Source organism: Paenibacillus sp. Soil766, assembly GCF_001428105.1.
Classification (GTDB): Bacteria; Bacillota; Bacilli; order Paenibacillales; family NBRC-103111; genus Paenibacillus_E.
On record NZ_LMSJ01000023.1, the window covers coordinates 368861 to 386323 of the forward strand.

At 45.7% G+C, this 17463-nt stretch carries 11 protein-coding genes and 1 pseudogene; 2 read left to right on the forward strand and 10 right to left on the reverse strand.

Annotation, left to right across the window (positions count from 1 at the left end; genetic code table 11):
• Nucleotides 1–48 precede the first annotated feature (48 nt).
• The 6 genes from ASG89_RS19110 to tdh all read right to left on the reverse strand — a co-directional run bounded on the left by ASG89_RS19110 (nt 49) and on the right by tdh (nt 10924).
• The gene (locus ASG89_RS19110; protein ID WP_057312511.1) at nt 49–1578 is read right to left on the reverse strand and encodes an extracellular solute-binding protein; all 1530 of its coding nucleotides are present in this window, start codon (nt 1576–1578) and stop codon (nt 49–51) included.
• 233 nt (nt 1579–1811) lie between these two features.
• Nucleotides 1812–4970, reverse strand: a complete 3159-nt coding sequence (locus ASG89_RS19115; RefSeq protein ID WP_082593420.1) for a glycosyl hydrolase — start codon at nt 4968–4970, stop codon at nt 1812–1814.
• Between the two features lie 138 nt (nt 4971–5108).
• The gene (locus ASG89_RS19120) at nt 5109–7316 is read right to left on the reverse strand and encodes a helix-turn-helix domain-containing protein (RefSeq protein WP_057312515.1); all 2208 of its coding nucleotides are present in this window, start codon (nt 7314–7316) and stop codon (nt 5109–5111) included.
• 213 nt (nt 7317–7529) lie between these two features.
• Nucleotides 7530–8543, reverse strand: a complete 1014-nt coding sequence (locus tag ASG89_RS19125) for a M14 family zinc carboxypeptidase (protein ID WP_057312517.1) — start codon at nt 8541–8543, stop codon at nt 7530–7532.
• A 133-nt stretch (nt 8544–8676) separates the two neighbouring features.
• The gene (locus tag ASG89_RS19130; RefSeq protein WP_057312519.1) at nt 8677–9852 is read right to left on the reverse strand and encodes a glycine C-acetyltransferase; all 1176 of its coding nucleotides are present in this window, start codon (nt 9850–9852) and stop codon (nt 8677–8679) included.
• On the reverse strand, nt 9830–10924 hold the full coding sequence (gene tdh, locus ASG89_RS19135; protein WP_057312521.1) for an L-threonine 3-dehydrogenase: 1095 nt from the start codon (nt 10922–10924) through the stop codon (nt 9830–9832). Before tdh ends, ASG89_RS19130 begins: the two co-directional genes overlap by 23 nt.
• 217 nt (nt 10925–11141) lie before the next feature.
• Here tdh and ASG89_RS19140 point away from each other — a divergent pair, with 217 nt between their 5' ends.
• Nucleotides 11142–11708, forward strand: coding sequence for a helix-turn-helix domain-containing protein (locus ASG89_RS19140; RefSeq protein ID WP_057312522.1), 567 nt, complete (start codon nt 11142–11144; stop codon nt 11706–11708).
• A 335-nt stretch (nt 11709–12043) separates the two neighbouring features.
• A pseudogene (locus ASG89_RS37760) lies at nt 12044–12820 on the forward strand (helix-turn-helix domain-containing protein); the annotation flags it as partial.
• A 31-nt stretch (nt 12821–12851) separates the two neighbouring features.
• Here the strand turns inward: ASG89_RS37760 and ASG89_RS19155 are convergent.
• From ASG89_RS19155 to ASG89_RS19170, 4 genes are read right to left on the reverse strand one after another with little or no spacing between them, the layout of a single operon-like run.
• Nucleotides 12852–14477, reverse strand: a complete 1626-nt coding sequence (locus tag ASG89_RS19155; protein ID WP_057312528.1) for a glycoside hydrolase family 43 protein — start codon at nt 14475–14477, stop codon at nt 12852–12854.
• Nucleotides 14478–14506: 29 nt separating this feature from the next.
• Complete coding sequence (locus ASG89_RS19160; protein WP_057312529.1) at nt 14507–15661, reverse strand: glycoside hydrolase family 88 protein; 1155 nt, start codon at nt 15659–15661, stop codon at nt 14507–14509.
• Nucleotides 15662–15691: 30 nt separating this feature from the next.
• Nucleotides 15692–16528: a carbohydrate ABC transporter permease gene (locus tag ASG89_RS19165; RefSeq protein WP_057312530.1), complete on the reverse strand. Its 837-nt coding sequence runs from the start codon at nt 16526–16528 to the stop codon at nt 15692–15694.
• A 1-nt stretch (nt 16529) separates the two neighbouring features.
• Nucleotides 16530–17435, reverse strand: a complete 906-nt coding sequence (locus ASG89_RS19170; RefSeq protein WP_057312531.1) for a carbohydrate ABC transporter permease — start codon at nt 17433–17435, stop codon at nt 16530–16532.
• Between the last annotated feature and the right edge of the window lie 28 nt (nt 17436–17463).

Sequence of the window (17463 nt, forward strand, 5' to 3'; positions counted from 1 at the left end):
TAGGGCCGCAACGATCCTACTCATGTTCGGCCCTGCTTATTTCACCAACTATTTCGAGTTCTTTTTGAGGCGATCAAGTCCAATTTGGTAAGTATCAATCACCTTTTGCGAACCAATCCTCTGCATTTCAGCAAGAAAGGCGTCCCACTGTGTCATTGGGGTTTCCCCCATAATGAATTTGGCCAAAGAGCTCTCATAATATTTGAGGAGCTGATCTTCTATCGTCGAAATTGCGCTTTTCTCTTCCCCGCTAAGCGGAGGTAAACTGTTAATCACAGGGTAATCATATTTAGCTGCTTCTGTGTGGGAATATTGTTCATTTGCATTACTGAGCGACTTGGAAGCTTCGAAATCAGCATAACCATACGCTCCTGTTGTCATAATACCCAGTTCTTTGCGTAAGTCATTAGGCTCTTTAAACTGAGGTAAGAACTTCCTTTTGCCATTAACAACCGTGTAGGTTTCCCCTTCTTTACCCCAGCTTAGAATATCGATTCCTTCCTTGGAATAAATAAAATCGAGATAACGCAGCGCAGCGTCCAAATTTTTGGTTTTGGAAGATATGGAGAGGCCATAAACTTCATAGTCACCTTTCGGACTATAGGCCTTAGATCCATAACCTAAAGGAGGAGGCATGAATTTCAAATGAGCGCCATTCTGAAGCTGCGTGTTCATGATTTCGATTTGACCGATGAATTGAATGCTTATAAACGATTTGTTGTTTAGAATGAATTGCGTCCACGCCTTATAATCCATCGAAAGCCAATCTGGTGGAATCAAAGCATCTTTATAAAATTTATTCAGCATCTCGACCATCTTCTTGGCACCTGGATCCGTAACCCCAAGCTTAATCTTTCCAGTCGTTGGATCCTCGAAGAAAAATGGATAAATACCGAACTGCGGAGCAAATGAATTCATTGTGCCAATCCCATGACGGAAAACAAATGGATAGCTTTCTGGGTATAGCTGCTTCAATTTCTTCGCTGTCTCATACATCTCATCCCAAGTTTTTGGCTCACTCAGCGAGTGTTTCGCGAAGATATCGTCCCGATATAAAAAGGCCATTCTATTCCCGGCACCAGCGCCATCATTCAGTACATGGTACATTTCGCCACCTGGCGATGTCATTCTACGAGCGACATCGGGTCGGGATGTCAGGAAAGCTTTCAGATTAGGCATTTTGTCCAAGTGCTTCGACAGATCAAGAAAAGCACCTTGCGGACCGTACTTCTGAGCTTCTGCAGGGAACACAGACATAATATCTGGCATGTCACCGGAAGCGACTGCAAGAGCCAAGGACTCAGGACCTGTATGCAGCTCCTGATTAATCGTAATGTTCGTCTTTTCCTTCACCCATTTCCACACGGCCCAATCCTTCTTAGCCGGCCATGCGGTAGAAGCATCCGTTAGTAAGCGTAAAGTTGCCGCTTCAGGCGCTTTAGTCGTTGTACCGGCTGGCGTGCTTGGATTAGGAGAACTCGTTTGAACTTCCGTTCCTCCATTACCGGTACAACCTGCAAGAAGCGCTGCTGTCAGTGTGAATACAATGGCTCCTTTTGTAACCTTTTTCTTTAACATAAGTTGAATACACCGTCCCTCTTTTGTTAATTCATTTGGCTTATCATCAGGACAATTGAAGGAACTGTCTAACATCTGGCCCCGTTGATAACGCTATCATATGGCAGCCGTTCAACGTCCGTAAATCAACACAACTGCTAAAACATCAACTACTTTTAGATTTTCTAATAATAATACCACCTTTCGTAAAAACGCTTATGTTTGATCAGCCTCTGCCAACCCCGTACACATGCTCAGTTATCCATTTGATACATATGAATTTGTCCCAACAAGCCATAGGGATGCAGGTTATATTCCTGCGTATATTCCTTTCCGGATGAATGATAAGACCACCAGTCCGTCCAAGCCTGGTTCGTACGGATTTCATGAAGAGGTCCCAGCAAATTGCGGGGACTCCCCACCACCTCGATATCGATCCGGTTCATTCCTTTGACCAAGTCATCGGTAAGATCTACTGTTCCAGCTGATCGCCAAGGAATCGATCGCTCCTGCTTCCCGTTTACCTTGAGATTTAACGTAACTGCTTCATAAGGACCTATTTCCAGAAACGTTCTCTTGCTATCTGTTTCACCTATATCAAGATCAAAATGATAAACCATGCTTCCGCAATAATGCGGATAGCCCTGCAGGCACCAATCTCCGAATCGGAGCTTATTAGGTTCTTTAATTAGACATCGGTTGTAGTCAATGGCAAAATCGCCTAGAAGAAACACATTCTCAATTTCCATATCATGCGTATACGCACAAAGGATTTCCAGCACATTCTCTCCTTCAATCAGAGCTGGCAGCTTAAGGGTCGACATGCACCTGTCCAAGTACCAGCCACTCGGCACCTCCGTAAGAAGATGACCATTTAATCTGAAGCGGAAGCGTTCCCCCTGCTCGCAAGCCAAGAATGTGTCTGTTGTTGGAATATCCTTCACACTGAACACCCAACGAAAAGTAACAGGAGTGCCATCATTTTCGTGCGGCTCGTGAATCCACAAATATCTTTGATAATTGCTATTCATGTAAATCTGTCTCATCTTCAGCTTCTCACGAAGTTCCCGTTGCGCTTGCCATACATCCATGGATGGTGACCAAGTTTCGTCTTGGAGCTGATATTGACAACGGTCCAGAACCAGGGCATTAAGCGCCGTCCGCGAAAATGAAGCAATCGGTCCGAGAGCTGTCAGAGGCTCCAGCTTACCCTGAGACTGCTGACCTACTGATGAAAGCTCATCATGGTGAGAAATAACGTACAGCTTAGAATCAGTTAGCCCAAAACTTTCCTGCATCACGACGTAGCCGTTCCGAGCTTGCACCGCCGTTTTCTCTACCCTTTGACCGGAAAGCAGATTCCACTCCTCAACCCGTCCGCCTCCTAGGATGCGAACCTCCACATCGTGTGCAGCTTCCCGGTCATTGTTGACGACAAATACAATCGTACAATCCTTAAGTTCACGGCGCATGTACAAAAGTCGGTCATCTTCACGTCCATTGCGATCCAATAGACTAACCGTGCGCGGAACGATAGCTTCTATTTCTACGGCTAGGTAATGTCTGGACTGAAGCTGCTTAAACCGCGGATGCCCAGTCAAAAGTTGCAACTCCTCCGACACTTCCCCCTCCAACATGACCGGTACGTCCCCGAATGAAAATAGATGTCCCCCAGCATTCAAGTAATCGAGCAGCAGCTTATATGTGGATCTTAACAAATTGGATAGTGAGGGAAGCACAACAACTCGATAGGTGGCTTCCCCAACCCTTAGTTGCTCTCCCTCAATACTTCCATCCTCTTCAAGGATCAGCTCATCTCCCAAATCAAAGTCATAATGCTCCCCCAGTAGCTGCCGAATAAAATTGTTAAATGCAAGGCTATATTGGCTAAGCTCTTCCGAATTACCGCCCTGATTACGCCACTGCGTCGCTTGTACATCCTTACCGAGCTTAGCCCATACCGATGCGGTAGGATGGATGACTAGGACATCTCTAACTACATCTCCTTCGCTCAGCACCGAACCCAGTCTGGCAAAATAATCCTCCATCACATGATTATGCTCCCACCAATTCACGTTATAGTTAAAGGAAGGCGGGTAATCCCTTTTGCGGCATCCGCGCAGTGTATAAAGCGCCAAATGGTGGGTTAGTACATTGACGCCAAGTACAAATTGCCAATCGCCAATCCATTTGCGGCCTTCGAACGATAACGCCCAACCCGTAACTCCGTAAGTTTCGGTAATGACCTTCTTTTTCCCATACTGATGAGCTACACTCGACACCTCTTTGATCGACAAGCTTTCGTTGGTTTGTTCGCACAACGTATCGATACCGGGAATATCCATATATCGGTAATGGGGCATAACGGCACCACCATACCGAGCTGCTTCTACCACATCTTCTTCGCAGCAGTAATGTCCGGTAAATGAAATCCCATTCGCTCTGCACCAGTCCCCTATTTGCTTCGTGTAAGCCTCGCAGAACATGTCGGTGACCGTCTTCCAGTAATCGTACCTGATCTTGGAGGAGGGCTCGCCGTGGAAAAAAAAGTAAGGAAGCGTGTCCCAAATCTCATACCCATTTTTATCAGCAAAGGTTTGAGGCATGTACTGCGACCACGCGATCCATGTCCATTCCGGTTCATTCAAATTCTCTCTGAAGCCGAGTATAAAGGGCTCATCTGTAAAAATACCAGGTATGGTATGCCCAAATTCCTCTCCGACGGCTTCCTTGTAACGTTCATACGTCGTTTCGATAAATATCCGGGCCGATTCCGGGTTCATGGTGTCCGTGTACGTATCACCGTGGCACCAATCGTTCGGAGAAGCAATAAGGCGTCTCATAACTAAGTAAACATCTTCTCCGTTAAGTGTGCTGCAGCCTGCATGAAAATCCGTTAGCCTCACGCAGCTGACCAGCTCATTCCCATTAATTATCGCTTGATAAACAGCTTGAATCGATTCATCCGGTTCGAAACTTCGGCATATGGTAAGCGCCAATGCCTTGGCGCGTACGGCATCGCCACCAATGCGAGGCACCATACCGCCGCCCATTCCGGACGAATAGCGATCTTCATCATATAACCATGCAGATACACCTTCGGCTTTCGCCTTGGCAACGGTGTCTTTGATACGCTCCATGAACTCCTGACCCATGTATGGGGTTTCAAGACCTTCCCGTACATGCATCATGAACCCGCCCATTCCTTGTTCCTTGAAGCCTTCAACTTGGGTATTCAATTCTTCTTGCTCCAACCTGCCATTCCACGACCAGAACGGGATAGAGCGATGCTCTATGGGAGGATTCGTAAATTTCTCGATGAGCTCGGCATGACCAAATAGCCCCATTGATACTGATTCTGCATGTTTTCCTGATTTCTCCATAGTAGTTTCAACCTCCAATAAACCCATCATAGAAGATCAGAGATACAGGGTAAATCGTCTGAATCCATCAAGTTAAAAGATATTTAAGATTTCTCGTAAAAATCCCAATATCCGCAAAAAAGCCTAATGAGCACAAGCTCAATAGACCTTTCTTCTAGTGACTTTAGTTTAACCAAGCCTCTTACGATATTCGCTTGGCGTTACTCCCGTATATTTTTTAAACATCCGATTGAAAGAGGTAATATTCTGATACCCGACAGTCTTGGCGGCGTCATGAACTTTGATGCGGTTATCCGCTAGTAGGCTTGCCGCTTTGGCAATCCGGGTTTCGTTGATATAATCCACGATATTTTTGCCGGTTTTCCCTTTAAAATAGGAGGACAAGTAGCCACTGCTCATTTTTAGCTTTTCAGCCAAAACATCCAAATAGATCTCTTCCGATAAGTGCTCGTTGATATATTCGATCACGAAGGAAGTAATCGGATACTTTTCCTCTTTTTTTTCTCGAACTGCTTCAGCTGTCTGCGTTACCCATTCTAACAACAATTGCTCCAAATCCCGAAGCGTATTGCATAGCTGGATTCTATCATCCGAATCATGCAAGATTTCCTCCATACGGTCCGATTCAACAAAGTTAGGAACCACGGCATTCCGAAGTTTACCTACCATCGATTCCGCAAAGCGCATCAGCACAGCCGCAGTAAATTCCTTACCCTGCCATCTGGCATACAGACGTTCCATAAGTGCAGTCAGCTGCGCAGTGTTCCCTTCTTTCAAATTCGCTTCAAACTCTTTATCCTGATCCAGAGAGAAACCAACCGCCATTTGCCTGGCCGCACGTTTACGAATGATTTGTGTTTCATTAATTAACAAACGTTCTCCTACCAGATCCTGCACTTCCTCATAGGCTTTCGTTAAGTGATTTGAAGCTGAATGGATCGATGAAATCGCAATGGTTACGATACCGTGATCTCTATCATGATCGAAAACATACTTCATTTGGTTCAGCAGCTCGTCTAAATCCGTCATGGCTTCGGTAAACACATAGCTCAAAATTTGATCGTGTTCAACCTGAAACGTCAGTAAATCTGGAAATGCGGGCTTGAGCTTGCTGTCAATGAATGTCTTCATGTAATAGAGCCATTTCTGAAACACAGGCTGCGTGATGGCATCTATATTATTAGCCTTGATCTGAAACAGAATGAAAACAAATGGCTTGTCGGTAAAATCAAGGCTGACGGTGTCGTGATCAGAGCTGCGTATCGCTTTCAAATGATGGATAAACGACAGCTGCTTGCGAACCATCTGATTACCGTGAAGTTCGTTACTTATAATGTTAAATTCTTTGATATTCGAGCGATATGGTACATTTTCGTTCATGTCACGAATCGATTCTAGTACTTTTTTGAGCGGGTTGTTTATCCGCGCTGTAAATAGGAAAGAAAACAATATGCTTAGCAAGATTGCCGCCACCACGGCTACAATCAGGGTAATGTTCAATCGATACTGACTGGCAATACGTTTAACGAGCACCCGATACACATATTGATACCCGGTCACGTCACCCTTCATCATAAAATAATACTTATCATCATGGACGAACTCACCGACGCCACCACGTGTCTGCAATTCATCATAGGAAAGGAAGGGCTCCTGGTTCGGGCTCTCGACGATCGCTTGGCCGAGATCATTGTAAATGATAAAGTCATCGTAGATACTTTGATGAAACGCCTTGTACATTTTTTGGGCATTGAGAAAAACAACCATGTAGAAATCCGGATGATCATTGTCTCGGAATATAATTGGAATGAGCTCGCCCAATATCTGCGGCTGGTCACGAAAAATGGTATTAACCATTGTAGCAGATGGAAAAATCCGATTCGAGTAGGTTTCGGTGAATTGCTGCCTCCAGAATGCCAGTGGATATTCGCTGCTTGAATAAAACTTACTAAACATGTCTTCCGCATTCGTGCTCGTGCCTTTTTCCAGGACAATATCGTTCTGCTTGGAATAAATAGCTATGTTCTCTATAAACAAATAAGGATTGCCGACCCAAGTCGTAATATCACGCACGATCAGAGGGAAATTACGATAACTTGGGGACTTATGGAGATTTTGCACTTCGTTGCTATAATAAAACAGAAGCATTTGCTTTTTGATCAGATTAAAATGATTTTCATAATTTCCCTTCGTATTTTCAAGCATCAGTGTATTGTATTTAACAATCTCCTTCCTGACGCTTTCTTTGGAAACGGACATGGAGTAAAGCGTAAGGGATGCGAACAAAACGATGATACAAAGGAATCCCGCGATAAGCCGTATAAAAAGAGAATTTGAATTATTCCGAATGAAAAGTACCGGTTGAAGAGTTTTCATACAACCTCCACTTTATCATGAATAATCACTGCAGTTTTCTTTATTCCCAGTGGTAACCATATCTTAACAAACGGTTAGAATCGTGTAAACGTTTTATCCGTTATGTTATGGTCGTTTTCTAAAAAAAATACCAGCTTTCGTAAAAGCGCCTAATAGACAGTCGATCACTCGGCTGTCCTTACGATTAGGGCTGTATCTAATAGAATCGTTTACCTATTTGGTCATAAACTTGAGCATCTCTTCAAATAAAATAAGATGACTATCCAAAATCTCATGAGCTGTATACTTCGGCGGTGGTGCGTCCATCCCCGTATTGGATTCGAATGTAATGCTCAATCCACCGCAAACATGATGGATGGCAGAAGTCAAATTGATTGCCGGAAAAGGATACTTCCCTTCATCTACCATGATCTGATCGAGAGTAGAATAAGGAATCTCATGTTTCGCATAGGCGCTTTCAAGCTGAAGATTAAACGACTGATGCTTCTGCATGACCCATTTGGGAATATGATAGATTGGCGGTAGGTGTACGTTGTTATTGGCACCGCTGTGCAGCAAAATGGTGAAATCTGGAGCCTCATCATCCGCAAGACTCAGCAGGGCACTTGTCTCGCGCGCCATCGGCGCAAAGAAATTGTCATGCATAAGATTAACGCCATCGTCATTAAAGTACGATCCTAGGAAATCCGAAGCGTCCTTGATCGGATGAACTGACTTACAGTCCGGCCATCTGCAAAGCGTTCCATCCTTCCATGTTCCCTGCATGTAATACACAACCTTCTCTTCAGGCACATCAATGAGCGTATCAATCGGCAATCTCGCTCGACCATCAGGGTTCATGCAAGGAATAAGCAGGAGCCGGAATCGGTGTGCATGTTCGATCAAATATTCGTAGCGCTTTCCTCGATAATCTTCACCTGTTTCAAGGAGCTTAATAAGGTTGAGTACAGCAGTGATCCCTTCTAATTCCCCGCCATGAATGCCTCCTACGATAAGAAGGACAGGCTTATTATCGGGTCCTTTGCGTGCATAATGTTCTGGATTTTTGGCTCCGCAGGCCGAATTATAATTCGCTTTCCGGCCAAAATCCTCTTTCGCGCCGTACTCCACGCAATGGATATCTCTCCCGCCCGCCGATGAGACGAGATGCTTTACCGTCCCCTTCGTAACGTTTGATAAACATTCTTCAATATCTGTTAATGTACTTTTCCAAAATGAGCTATCCATGAGATGTCCCTCCTTCTCTTGATAGCTCAATTGTAACGATAACGATCCGACTCGTGTATGGACGGTTTTTTAGATGGCTCAACTTTTTTTGATGTAAGCTAAAAAAAATACCAGTTTCCGCAAAAGTGACCAGCTATGTCAAAAGCCCAAGCTTATTTCCGACTATATTCAATGCATCTATAGCGAAATCCAGATCTTCTCGCGTATGCTTCGCCGTGACAATGAACCGCACGCGACCTTTATCCATCGCGACCGTCGGGAAGACGATGCCTTGCGCGAATACGCCTTGCTGCAGCAGTAAATCTGAGAACAACATCGCCTTCGCCGGTTCGCCGACGATGACCGGCACGATTGGTGTCTCGCTGCCGCCAGTATCGAAACCAAGCGACTGCACATTGGTGCGGAAATATGTCGCGTTCGACCATAGCTGGCCAATCAACGATTCGCTTTGCTTCAGCACACGAATCGCGGCTAAGCAGGTTGCGGCCACCGAAGGAGGCGCCGAGGTGCTGAACAGGAAAGGGCGCGCTTTCTGAATTAAGAAATCCTTCAACAACTGCTCTCCGGCAACATAACCACCAACCGCTCCAACTGCTTTAGACAACGTACCTACTTGAATGTGTACACGCCCGTTCAAGCCAAAGTGGTCCGTGGACCCTTTGCCGTTGCGTCCCAACACGCCGCTCGCATGTGCATCGTCGACAAACACGATGGCGTCGTATTTTTCCGCCAGTTCCACAATCGCCGGGAGTGGCGCGATATCCCCGTCCATGCTGAACACGCCGTCGGTCACCACGACGCGTTTCGCGAACGAACCGCACCCCCGAAGTACAGCCTCGAGCTGGTCCATATCCTTATGCGCATAGATGCGACGCTGCGCCTTGGTCAATCGGATCCCGTCGATAATACTGGCATGGTTCAACTCATCGCTGATGACGACATCGTCAGACCCAAGAATCGTCATCACACCTTGGTTCGTTGTAAACCCCGATTGGAAAACCAAAGCGGCTTCCGTTCCCTTGAATGCCGCAAGTTCTTGCTCCAACTGGTCATGAATGTCCAGCGTGCCGGTTATCGTTCGAACAGACCCGCTGCCAACACCATATTGCTCGATGGCCTCAATAGCTGCCTTTTTTAAATCCGGATGATTCGTCAGCCCCAAGTAGTTATTCGAAGACATCTGCAGCACGCGACGACCGCCGATGTTCATCCAGGTGTCAGAACCTGTCTCCCAAACAGAAATTGGGCGATAACGCCCCTCCTTCTTCAACTGCTCCAGTTCACGCTCAAGCGAGCCCCAATTTGCCATATTCTAGTTCCTCCTTCTGCCGCAGCGGTTTACTGTCATGTGTGAATATCACCTTGCCGCATAGTCCGGAAGCCATCAGGGCAAACGCCTCCTCATAACGGTCCAGTGTAAATGTATGCGTAATAAGTGGGCGCAGATCAATACGTTTCTGGTCAATCAGCCCCTTCAACTGATACCAGGTTTGGTACATGCGGCGGCCTGTTATCCCTTCTATCCGAAGCCCCTTGAAGATAATATGCTTGGATAAGTCAAGCGAAACTTCTTTGATCGGAATTCCGAGCAAGGATAATCGGGCAGCCGGAGCCGCAGCCTCAAAGCCAGCGCGAATGGCATCCGGATGGCCTGACATCTCCAGCACGACCTCGGCACCTTCTCCACCAGTAACGGCCATTAGTGCTTCCGCAAGCGGAGTTATGGTACTGTTGATCGTGATGTCTGCTCCCATCCGCTCGGCCAACTCCAATCGGTAGGGATTCACGTCGGCCGCAATGACCAGACCTGCCCCGCTCGCCTTAGCAACGGCGACAGCCATCAGCCCAATTGGCCCTACGCCAATGATGGCAACCGACTTACCGACAATATCCCCTGAGAGCACCGTTTGCACCGCATTGCCAAGCGGATCCTGCAAGCAGCCAATCTCGTAAGGCATGTCCGCGCGATTATGGATCACGTTAGACGCCTTCACAACGGCATACTCCGCGAAGCAGCCAGGCGTCGTAATCCCGAAACTACGCGTGTTCGGACAGACGTGTCCGTTGCCCGTACGGCAAGTTTTGCAGACACCGCAAACGATGTGCCCTTCAGCCGAGATATGCTCCCCAAGCTTCACGTTCTCCACATGGATCCCCACCCCTTCGACGATACCAGCGAATTCATGACCAAATACATTCGGCGTAATGACTGCGGTTTCGGCCCAAGAATCCCAATTGTAAATGTGCACATCCGTTCCGCAGATCGAAGTCGCCTTTACCCGTACCAACACTTCATCCGGTCCATAGCTTGGAATCGGCAACTCCTTCAAAACGGCTCCCGGCGCTCGATGCGTTTTGACCAACCCCATCATCGTTTCCATCGCATTTTCCTCCTGATCATGTACACAAGTACGTTATACTGTACGTATGTGCGCTATATAATACTTATACATTATATTATACACACGTGCGTTATATTGTATATAGTGGTTTCGCCTACGATTTAATAAATTCCTACGATTTGTTTGCCAATAGATTGGGTTGGTTTATAATGAGGAATATAAAATCGACCGTTTCCGTTAACAGGAGGAACCATAAGTGGAACAAGAGCACGAACAGATTCATAAAAAAATCGGCAAAAGCCTACAAACGATTCGTAAAGCTAGGTCATTGAGCTTAGATCAGGTGGCAGAGCTGACCGGTGTAAGCAAAGCAATGTTGGGGCAAATCGAACGCGGAGACTCGAATCCGACCATCTCGATCCTTTGGAAGATCGTGAATGGCCTACATATTTCTTTTACATCGCTGATTGAAGATGAGGAGCCTAAGGTAACGCATTTTCGCTTCTTAGACAAGGAGCCTCTCATGGAGGAAGACGGCCACTATCGAGCATTCCCGCTCATTCCTTTCGACCAGAAGAAGCAATTCGAAATTTATACTGTCGAAATGGATCCCGGCTGCAGCCACGCGTCGGAGCCGCACAATGAAGGGGTCGAGGAATACATCCTTATGATGCAGGGCGGACTCGAAGTGACGTTTCACCAAGAATCTTTTCAGATGACCGTGGGAGATGCTATTCATTTCTCGGCCGACCAACCGCATACGTACCGGAATACCGAAGACGTCAAGACCATGTACCATACGATAATTGTGTATCCCTCATAAACGGTGCAATTCATCAACCCTCCTTCACTATCGTTCTCCGTTTCGAATGCTTAAACCATTCACTTAATTTTACAAATAGCACCAAAAAAAGCAGGTAGACCCTCATTAACATGGGTCTACCTGCTTTACGGTTATGACAAGATATTCTCAACTCATGCAGATCATGGAACAACGACTAGGTAACAATCGGATTCCACCTTTTCCAATTTAAGAGTTCAATTCAGACATCCTTATAGGTCTATCTAGACATGTAATAATCAAATTCTGTATGATAGATACAAATGATTTAGTACGTTAGGAGCATAGGTATGAGCATGAAACGCAGCAGTTTTGTCATGTTAGGGGAACATTTTTTTGAACCGGGCATACCTATCTATGTGAACCGCGCAAACGAGACGTTCGAGCTGATCGAACATTCTCACGAGTTTATCGAGATTACATACGTCAGTGAAGGCGCAGGTGTACATTATATTGCCGGCGAGGTAGTTCCCGTTGGCTACGGAACACTCTTTTTCATTCCAGTTGGACAAAGCCATGTGTTTCGACCCAAGACCCCCAAAAAGGACTTACCTCTAATCGTTTACAATTGCTTGTTTCCTGTATCGTATGTGTCGGAATTACGAACCAGCTTTCCACAGGCTTCAGAAATCTTTGACTTGTTTATTAATGGAACCTTGCCTTGGTTCTCTATTCAAGACACTTCGGGGGAATACCATGCCATATTCCGAGAGCTATACCAAGAATTCTCTGCTAAACCGCCTGGCTACTTGGTAGTTCTAACCTCACTTGTTTCGCGAATATTAATGCGCTTATACCGACACCACTTGCAGATTGGTATAGATGCCGGATATCGACCGCAATGGCTGAGCGTAGATGAAGCGGTCTCTTTCATCGACTGCAATTATTCGGCCGAGATTAGACTAAGTAAGCTAGCATCGCAAGCCAATCTTAGCGAGAGACAATTTAGCCGTCTTTTCCGGCACCAGACCGGCATGAGCTTTACCGAATACCTGCAGAACATCCGTATGGAAGCCGCTTGTGGAAAGCTCACCACTACCAACATGAGTGTAGGGGAGATTTGCGTCGCGGTGGGGTATAGTGATCTGAAGTTTTTTCATCGCTTATTTAAGAAAAAAACCGGAGTTACCCCCCGGGAATTTCGTGAAGCTTTCTATTGTACGATTCCGCATCAAAGCGATCCAATTCCTCATAATCGAAAAAATCAAAATCCGCATGCAGGCGTGTTCCTCGCAAATCTTGTGCGCACAGCCCAACGAAAGCACCCGTAAATGATAACTTTCTTTGGTAGCTGTCGGCGAGATTGCCTGCGTACAGCGTCGGACCAATAGGTTCCCACGACTGACCATCTAAACTATAGAAGAATTGAATCTTATCAAAATTCATTGCGGCTTTGAGATAAACGCGCTTCCCTTCAGGAATCGGCACATACGCATCCAGTTCATCATACTGCCCCTGATCGCTTACGATAATCGCTAGATGCTTGCCGATCTGGTCATCGTGGGAGATGCGAAGATAGTAATGATCGGACTCATCATAATAGAGCACAAGTCCTGCCATTTGGGTAAACGTTTCAGGCTCAAACGCCACGCATGTCACCATCTCGCACTGGAAGCTTTGAATTCGTCTTGCCACAAGGCTTTGTTGGTGCAAAGAGGTAAGCGACTCTCTCCCCTTCAATCGCAAGAAGCCAGGACGATCCGTTAAACTTAACCATGACTCGTCAGCTGGTACGCGCAATGTGTGCCAATGCACACTGAGCTTCGCTGCGTCGAAATCATCGCGGACCGGGTCCGGCGCAAACAGATGCGGCGTGAGCTCCGTCTCAGGAATATGCAGCTGTGGCTGCTTACCGCCTGCGGCAAGCCTTAGCCATCCATCTGCTGTCCAAACTACTTTCTGCAGAGATGTTTCTCTGCCCAACGGACTAAGCCCTCTCCCGTCCAACAGAGGACGAGAACAAATGAACACCATGTACCAGTCCCCTAGTTGCGTTTCCACCAAGGAGCCGTGGCCTGCATTTTGCAAGGGATGATCTGGCGTAGTTCTTGTCGTGATCAAAGGGAAGTCAGGATCGACTTCGTAAGGTCCGTCAACCGACTTCGCACGCATCAAAGTTGCAGCATGCATCGGCCCCGTTCCCCCTTCAGCCACCAGCAAATAGTAGTAGCCATCCTTTCGGTACACCATCGGTCCTTCGGTAACACCTAACTCTGTCCCTTGCGTGATCAGCTTAATCTCGCCAATCAACTTGCCTTCAGCTGGACAGAATTCCTGCATAATGATGCCGGCGAAGCGATTTTTGTTTTTGCGAAAATCCCACTGCATATTAAACAGATACTTGCGTCCATCCGTGTCGTGGAACATAAAATGATCGAAACCGCTGGAGTTCAGATAGATCGGTTCAGACCAAGGTCCTTCCATTGAAGGCGCCGTCACCATATAATTGTGCAAATCCTTGTACACGCCTTTTCTACCTACCACATTCGTAAAACACAAATAAAAAGTGCCATCGCAGTAGCTTAGAGATGGTGCCCAAATACCGCCTGAACTAGGCACTCCGCGAAGATCAAGCTGATTCACCCGATCCAACGGACGCGTTAAGGGGCGCCAATTCATTAAATCTTTGGAATGATGAATGAGCACGCCAGGGAACCATTCAAAGGTAGATGTTGCGATATAATAATCATCTTCAACTCGAATGATCGAAGCATCCGGGTTGAAGCCGCGCAGAATCGGATTTTGAATCATGCAATAGTACTCCCTTTCATTTTATCCCCCTACCAGAGATACAAATCGTTCCCTTTAAGCTTGAATATCGCTTCCATGAAATAGTAATCGCCATAGATAATCGCGTGATGATGGTTCGCCCCGTGATAAGAACCCGAGCCGTATTTAATAATACAATCATCCTCCGTTGTCCAATCGCTTCTAGAGCTATCCAATGTCCGTAACAGCTTTAACGCCGCGTTCAGATACAAATTTTTTTCATGCTCGCCTACGACTTTCGCAATCTCGATCAGACCGCACGCCGCGATAGCTGCTGCAGTATCATCCTCAAGCTTCGGTTCTTGTGGCTGCCGGAAATCAACCGGAATTACACCATCTGCAGGAATGTTCGCAATAAAATAATTCGCAATCCGTTTCGCGGTTTGCAGATAGTCATCCTTTTGCGTATGAATATAGCTCATCATGTACCCATACATTGCCCATGTTTGTCCTCTTGTCCAAGAGGAACCTTCTTCATAGCCTTGACCGCCATACGTTCGGACCACGCCGCCTTCAAATGGATCGAATTCCACAATATGATTCACAGAACCATCTGGGCGAACGAATGCCGTCATTCCCGTATCGGCATGCTTCATCGCAATTTGCTTAAACCGAGGGTCGCCAGTTTCTTCTGAAGCCCAGTATAGCAATGGAATATTAAACATGCAGTCAATGATGGCCCATCCGCGGGTATCAGTGTGGTCTAAATCATTCCAAGCACGAATATAACCGCCTGCCAAATTAAAGCGTCCAGCTAGCAGATTAGCCGCATGCAGCGCTCTTTTGCGAGATTCCGGATTCTGCGTCACTTTATAGTTTGCAACGCTGGTTGGCAGCCACATAAATCCAACATCATGATGCAGGCCATAAAATTCATCAAAACAACGATCTAATTCTTTTTCGGAAATTTGCGCGATTTCTTTATATTTCTCGTTGCCGGTTTCGTGATGCATCAGCCACATCATGCCGCCCCAAAATCCGTTTGTCCACCAATTGATTTCATCAGTTACCGTATCAGATGGATTATCCACGATGCGGTTATCATGTGTACCGTTAATGGTTGTGAACGGAATTTTATGTTTGGACTTTTCACTGACCCAGTCCATTTTCGTTGTTATTCTATCAATGACTTCATCCAGCCATACTTGATCTTGACCTGTTAACATAGGTTTCTGCCTACTTTCCTTCATTTGATATCAGCCCTTTGTGGCTCCTGCCGCAACGCCTTTGATGAAATACTTTTGCAGCGCGACAAAGGCAATTAGAACAGGGACGATAGACATCGCCGTACCCGCAAACACCATATCCCACCTGGAAGCGTACTCCCCTACAAACCCAAATATCTCAACAATCATCGTTTTGGGCTTATCGGATGGAAGTACAAGACTTGGCATTAAGAAGTCATTCCAAATACCGAGCCCTTGAAGCACAACCATACTAGCTGTACATGGTCCTAGCAGAGGGAATACAATGCGCCAAAATATACCGTATTTGGAGCACCCGTCAATATCGGCGGCTTCTTCAATCTCACGAGGAATTCCCTTTAAGAAACTGGTGTATAACAGACATCCGAAACCAACGGAACCAGAAATATAGATGAGAATTGGGGCCCCCATACTCCCATATAGACCTAGTAATTTCATCTCCTTAAACAAAGGAATCATATATACTTGGAAAGGAATCATCATACCAGCTAAAAAGTAAACATAAACGAGATAGGTCCACAACTTATTCGCTCTCTCAATCGCATAAGCCGCCATTGGGATGATACCAATCATGCCGATAATTGAAACCAACGTTAGCCCAATACTATTTAACATCGCACGGGGAAAATCAGTTTTTGTTAATAAATACTTAAAGCTTTCCACGTAGATGCTGGTTGGAAATGCGATCGCATCCCGTAATATCTCGCCATTGCTTTTGAAAGCTGAAATCAGTGTAAAATAAATGGGAAAAAAGAAAATGACTGCGATAAGTAACGTTATTGCAAAGAGGAGCACATCTAAGCCGTTTATTTTTTTGTCTGCTTGCATGTTACATCTGAACCTCCCTATTGCGAAGTACTTTGATTTGAATAACCGAAACAATGAGGATCAGAATGAATAGAACAAGTGAAAGTGCCGTTCCGTAACCCTGTCTCAGTTCTCCAAAACCTACTTTATAAATGATGTACGTCAATGTCTCTGTCGAAAATCCAGGGCCACCATCGGTCATAACGGCAATTTGATCGAATATTTTCAAAGATCCAATCATTGATAACATCATACAAACCGTAAAGGCGCCCGCAAGAAGAGGAAACGTGATATGTCTAAATTGCTGCCAGCGGTTGGCACCATCAATGCTTGCCGCTTCGGTTAACTCAGACGGGATTCCTTGCAGGCCAGCTAAATAAATGATCATATAGTAGCCAGATGCCTTCCAAATCGTAAATATGATGATAGAAATGAGTGCATAATCTGGATTTCCAAGCCAATCAAGCTTTAGGGATGATAATTTTAATTTATCAAGAATTTGTGTAAGCACACCAAAGTTATAATTCAAAATAATGGTCCAAACGAAGCCCAACACGATACCACTAAGCAGAACTGGTAAATAAAACACGCTTCTAAATAGGTTTCGTAACCATTTCACTTGATCAACCAGCATGGCAAGCGCTAACGCAACTACATTCTCTAAAACGACCAATACGATGGAAAGAATGAGTGTATTTTTGAGAGCGTTATGCACGCGATCACTATGCCACATTTCCACAAAATTATCGAAACCGATATAACGGATCTCATTACTTATGCCATCCCAAGAGGTGAAGCTTAAATACACACTGCCGAAAGTAGGAACAATAACGAACAAGGTGTATAAAATAAAAGCTGGTAACAAAAATAGTACAGTGTAGGAAAGCCACGACTTCTTTTTCTTTACTTGTTGTATGGTGGTTGCCATTCTCTCACGCTCCAATCGACTTAGAGAA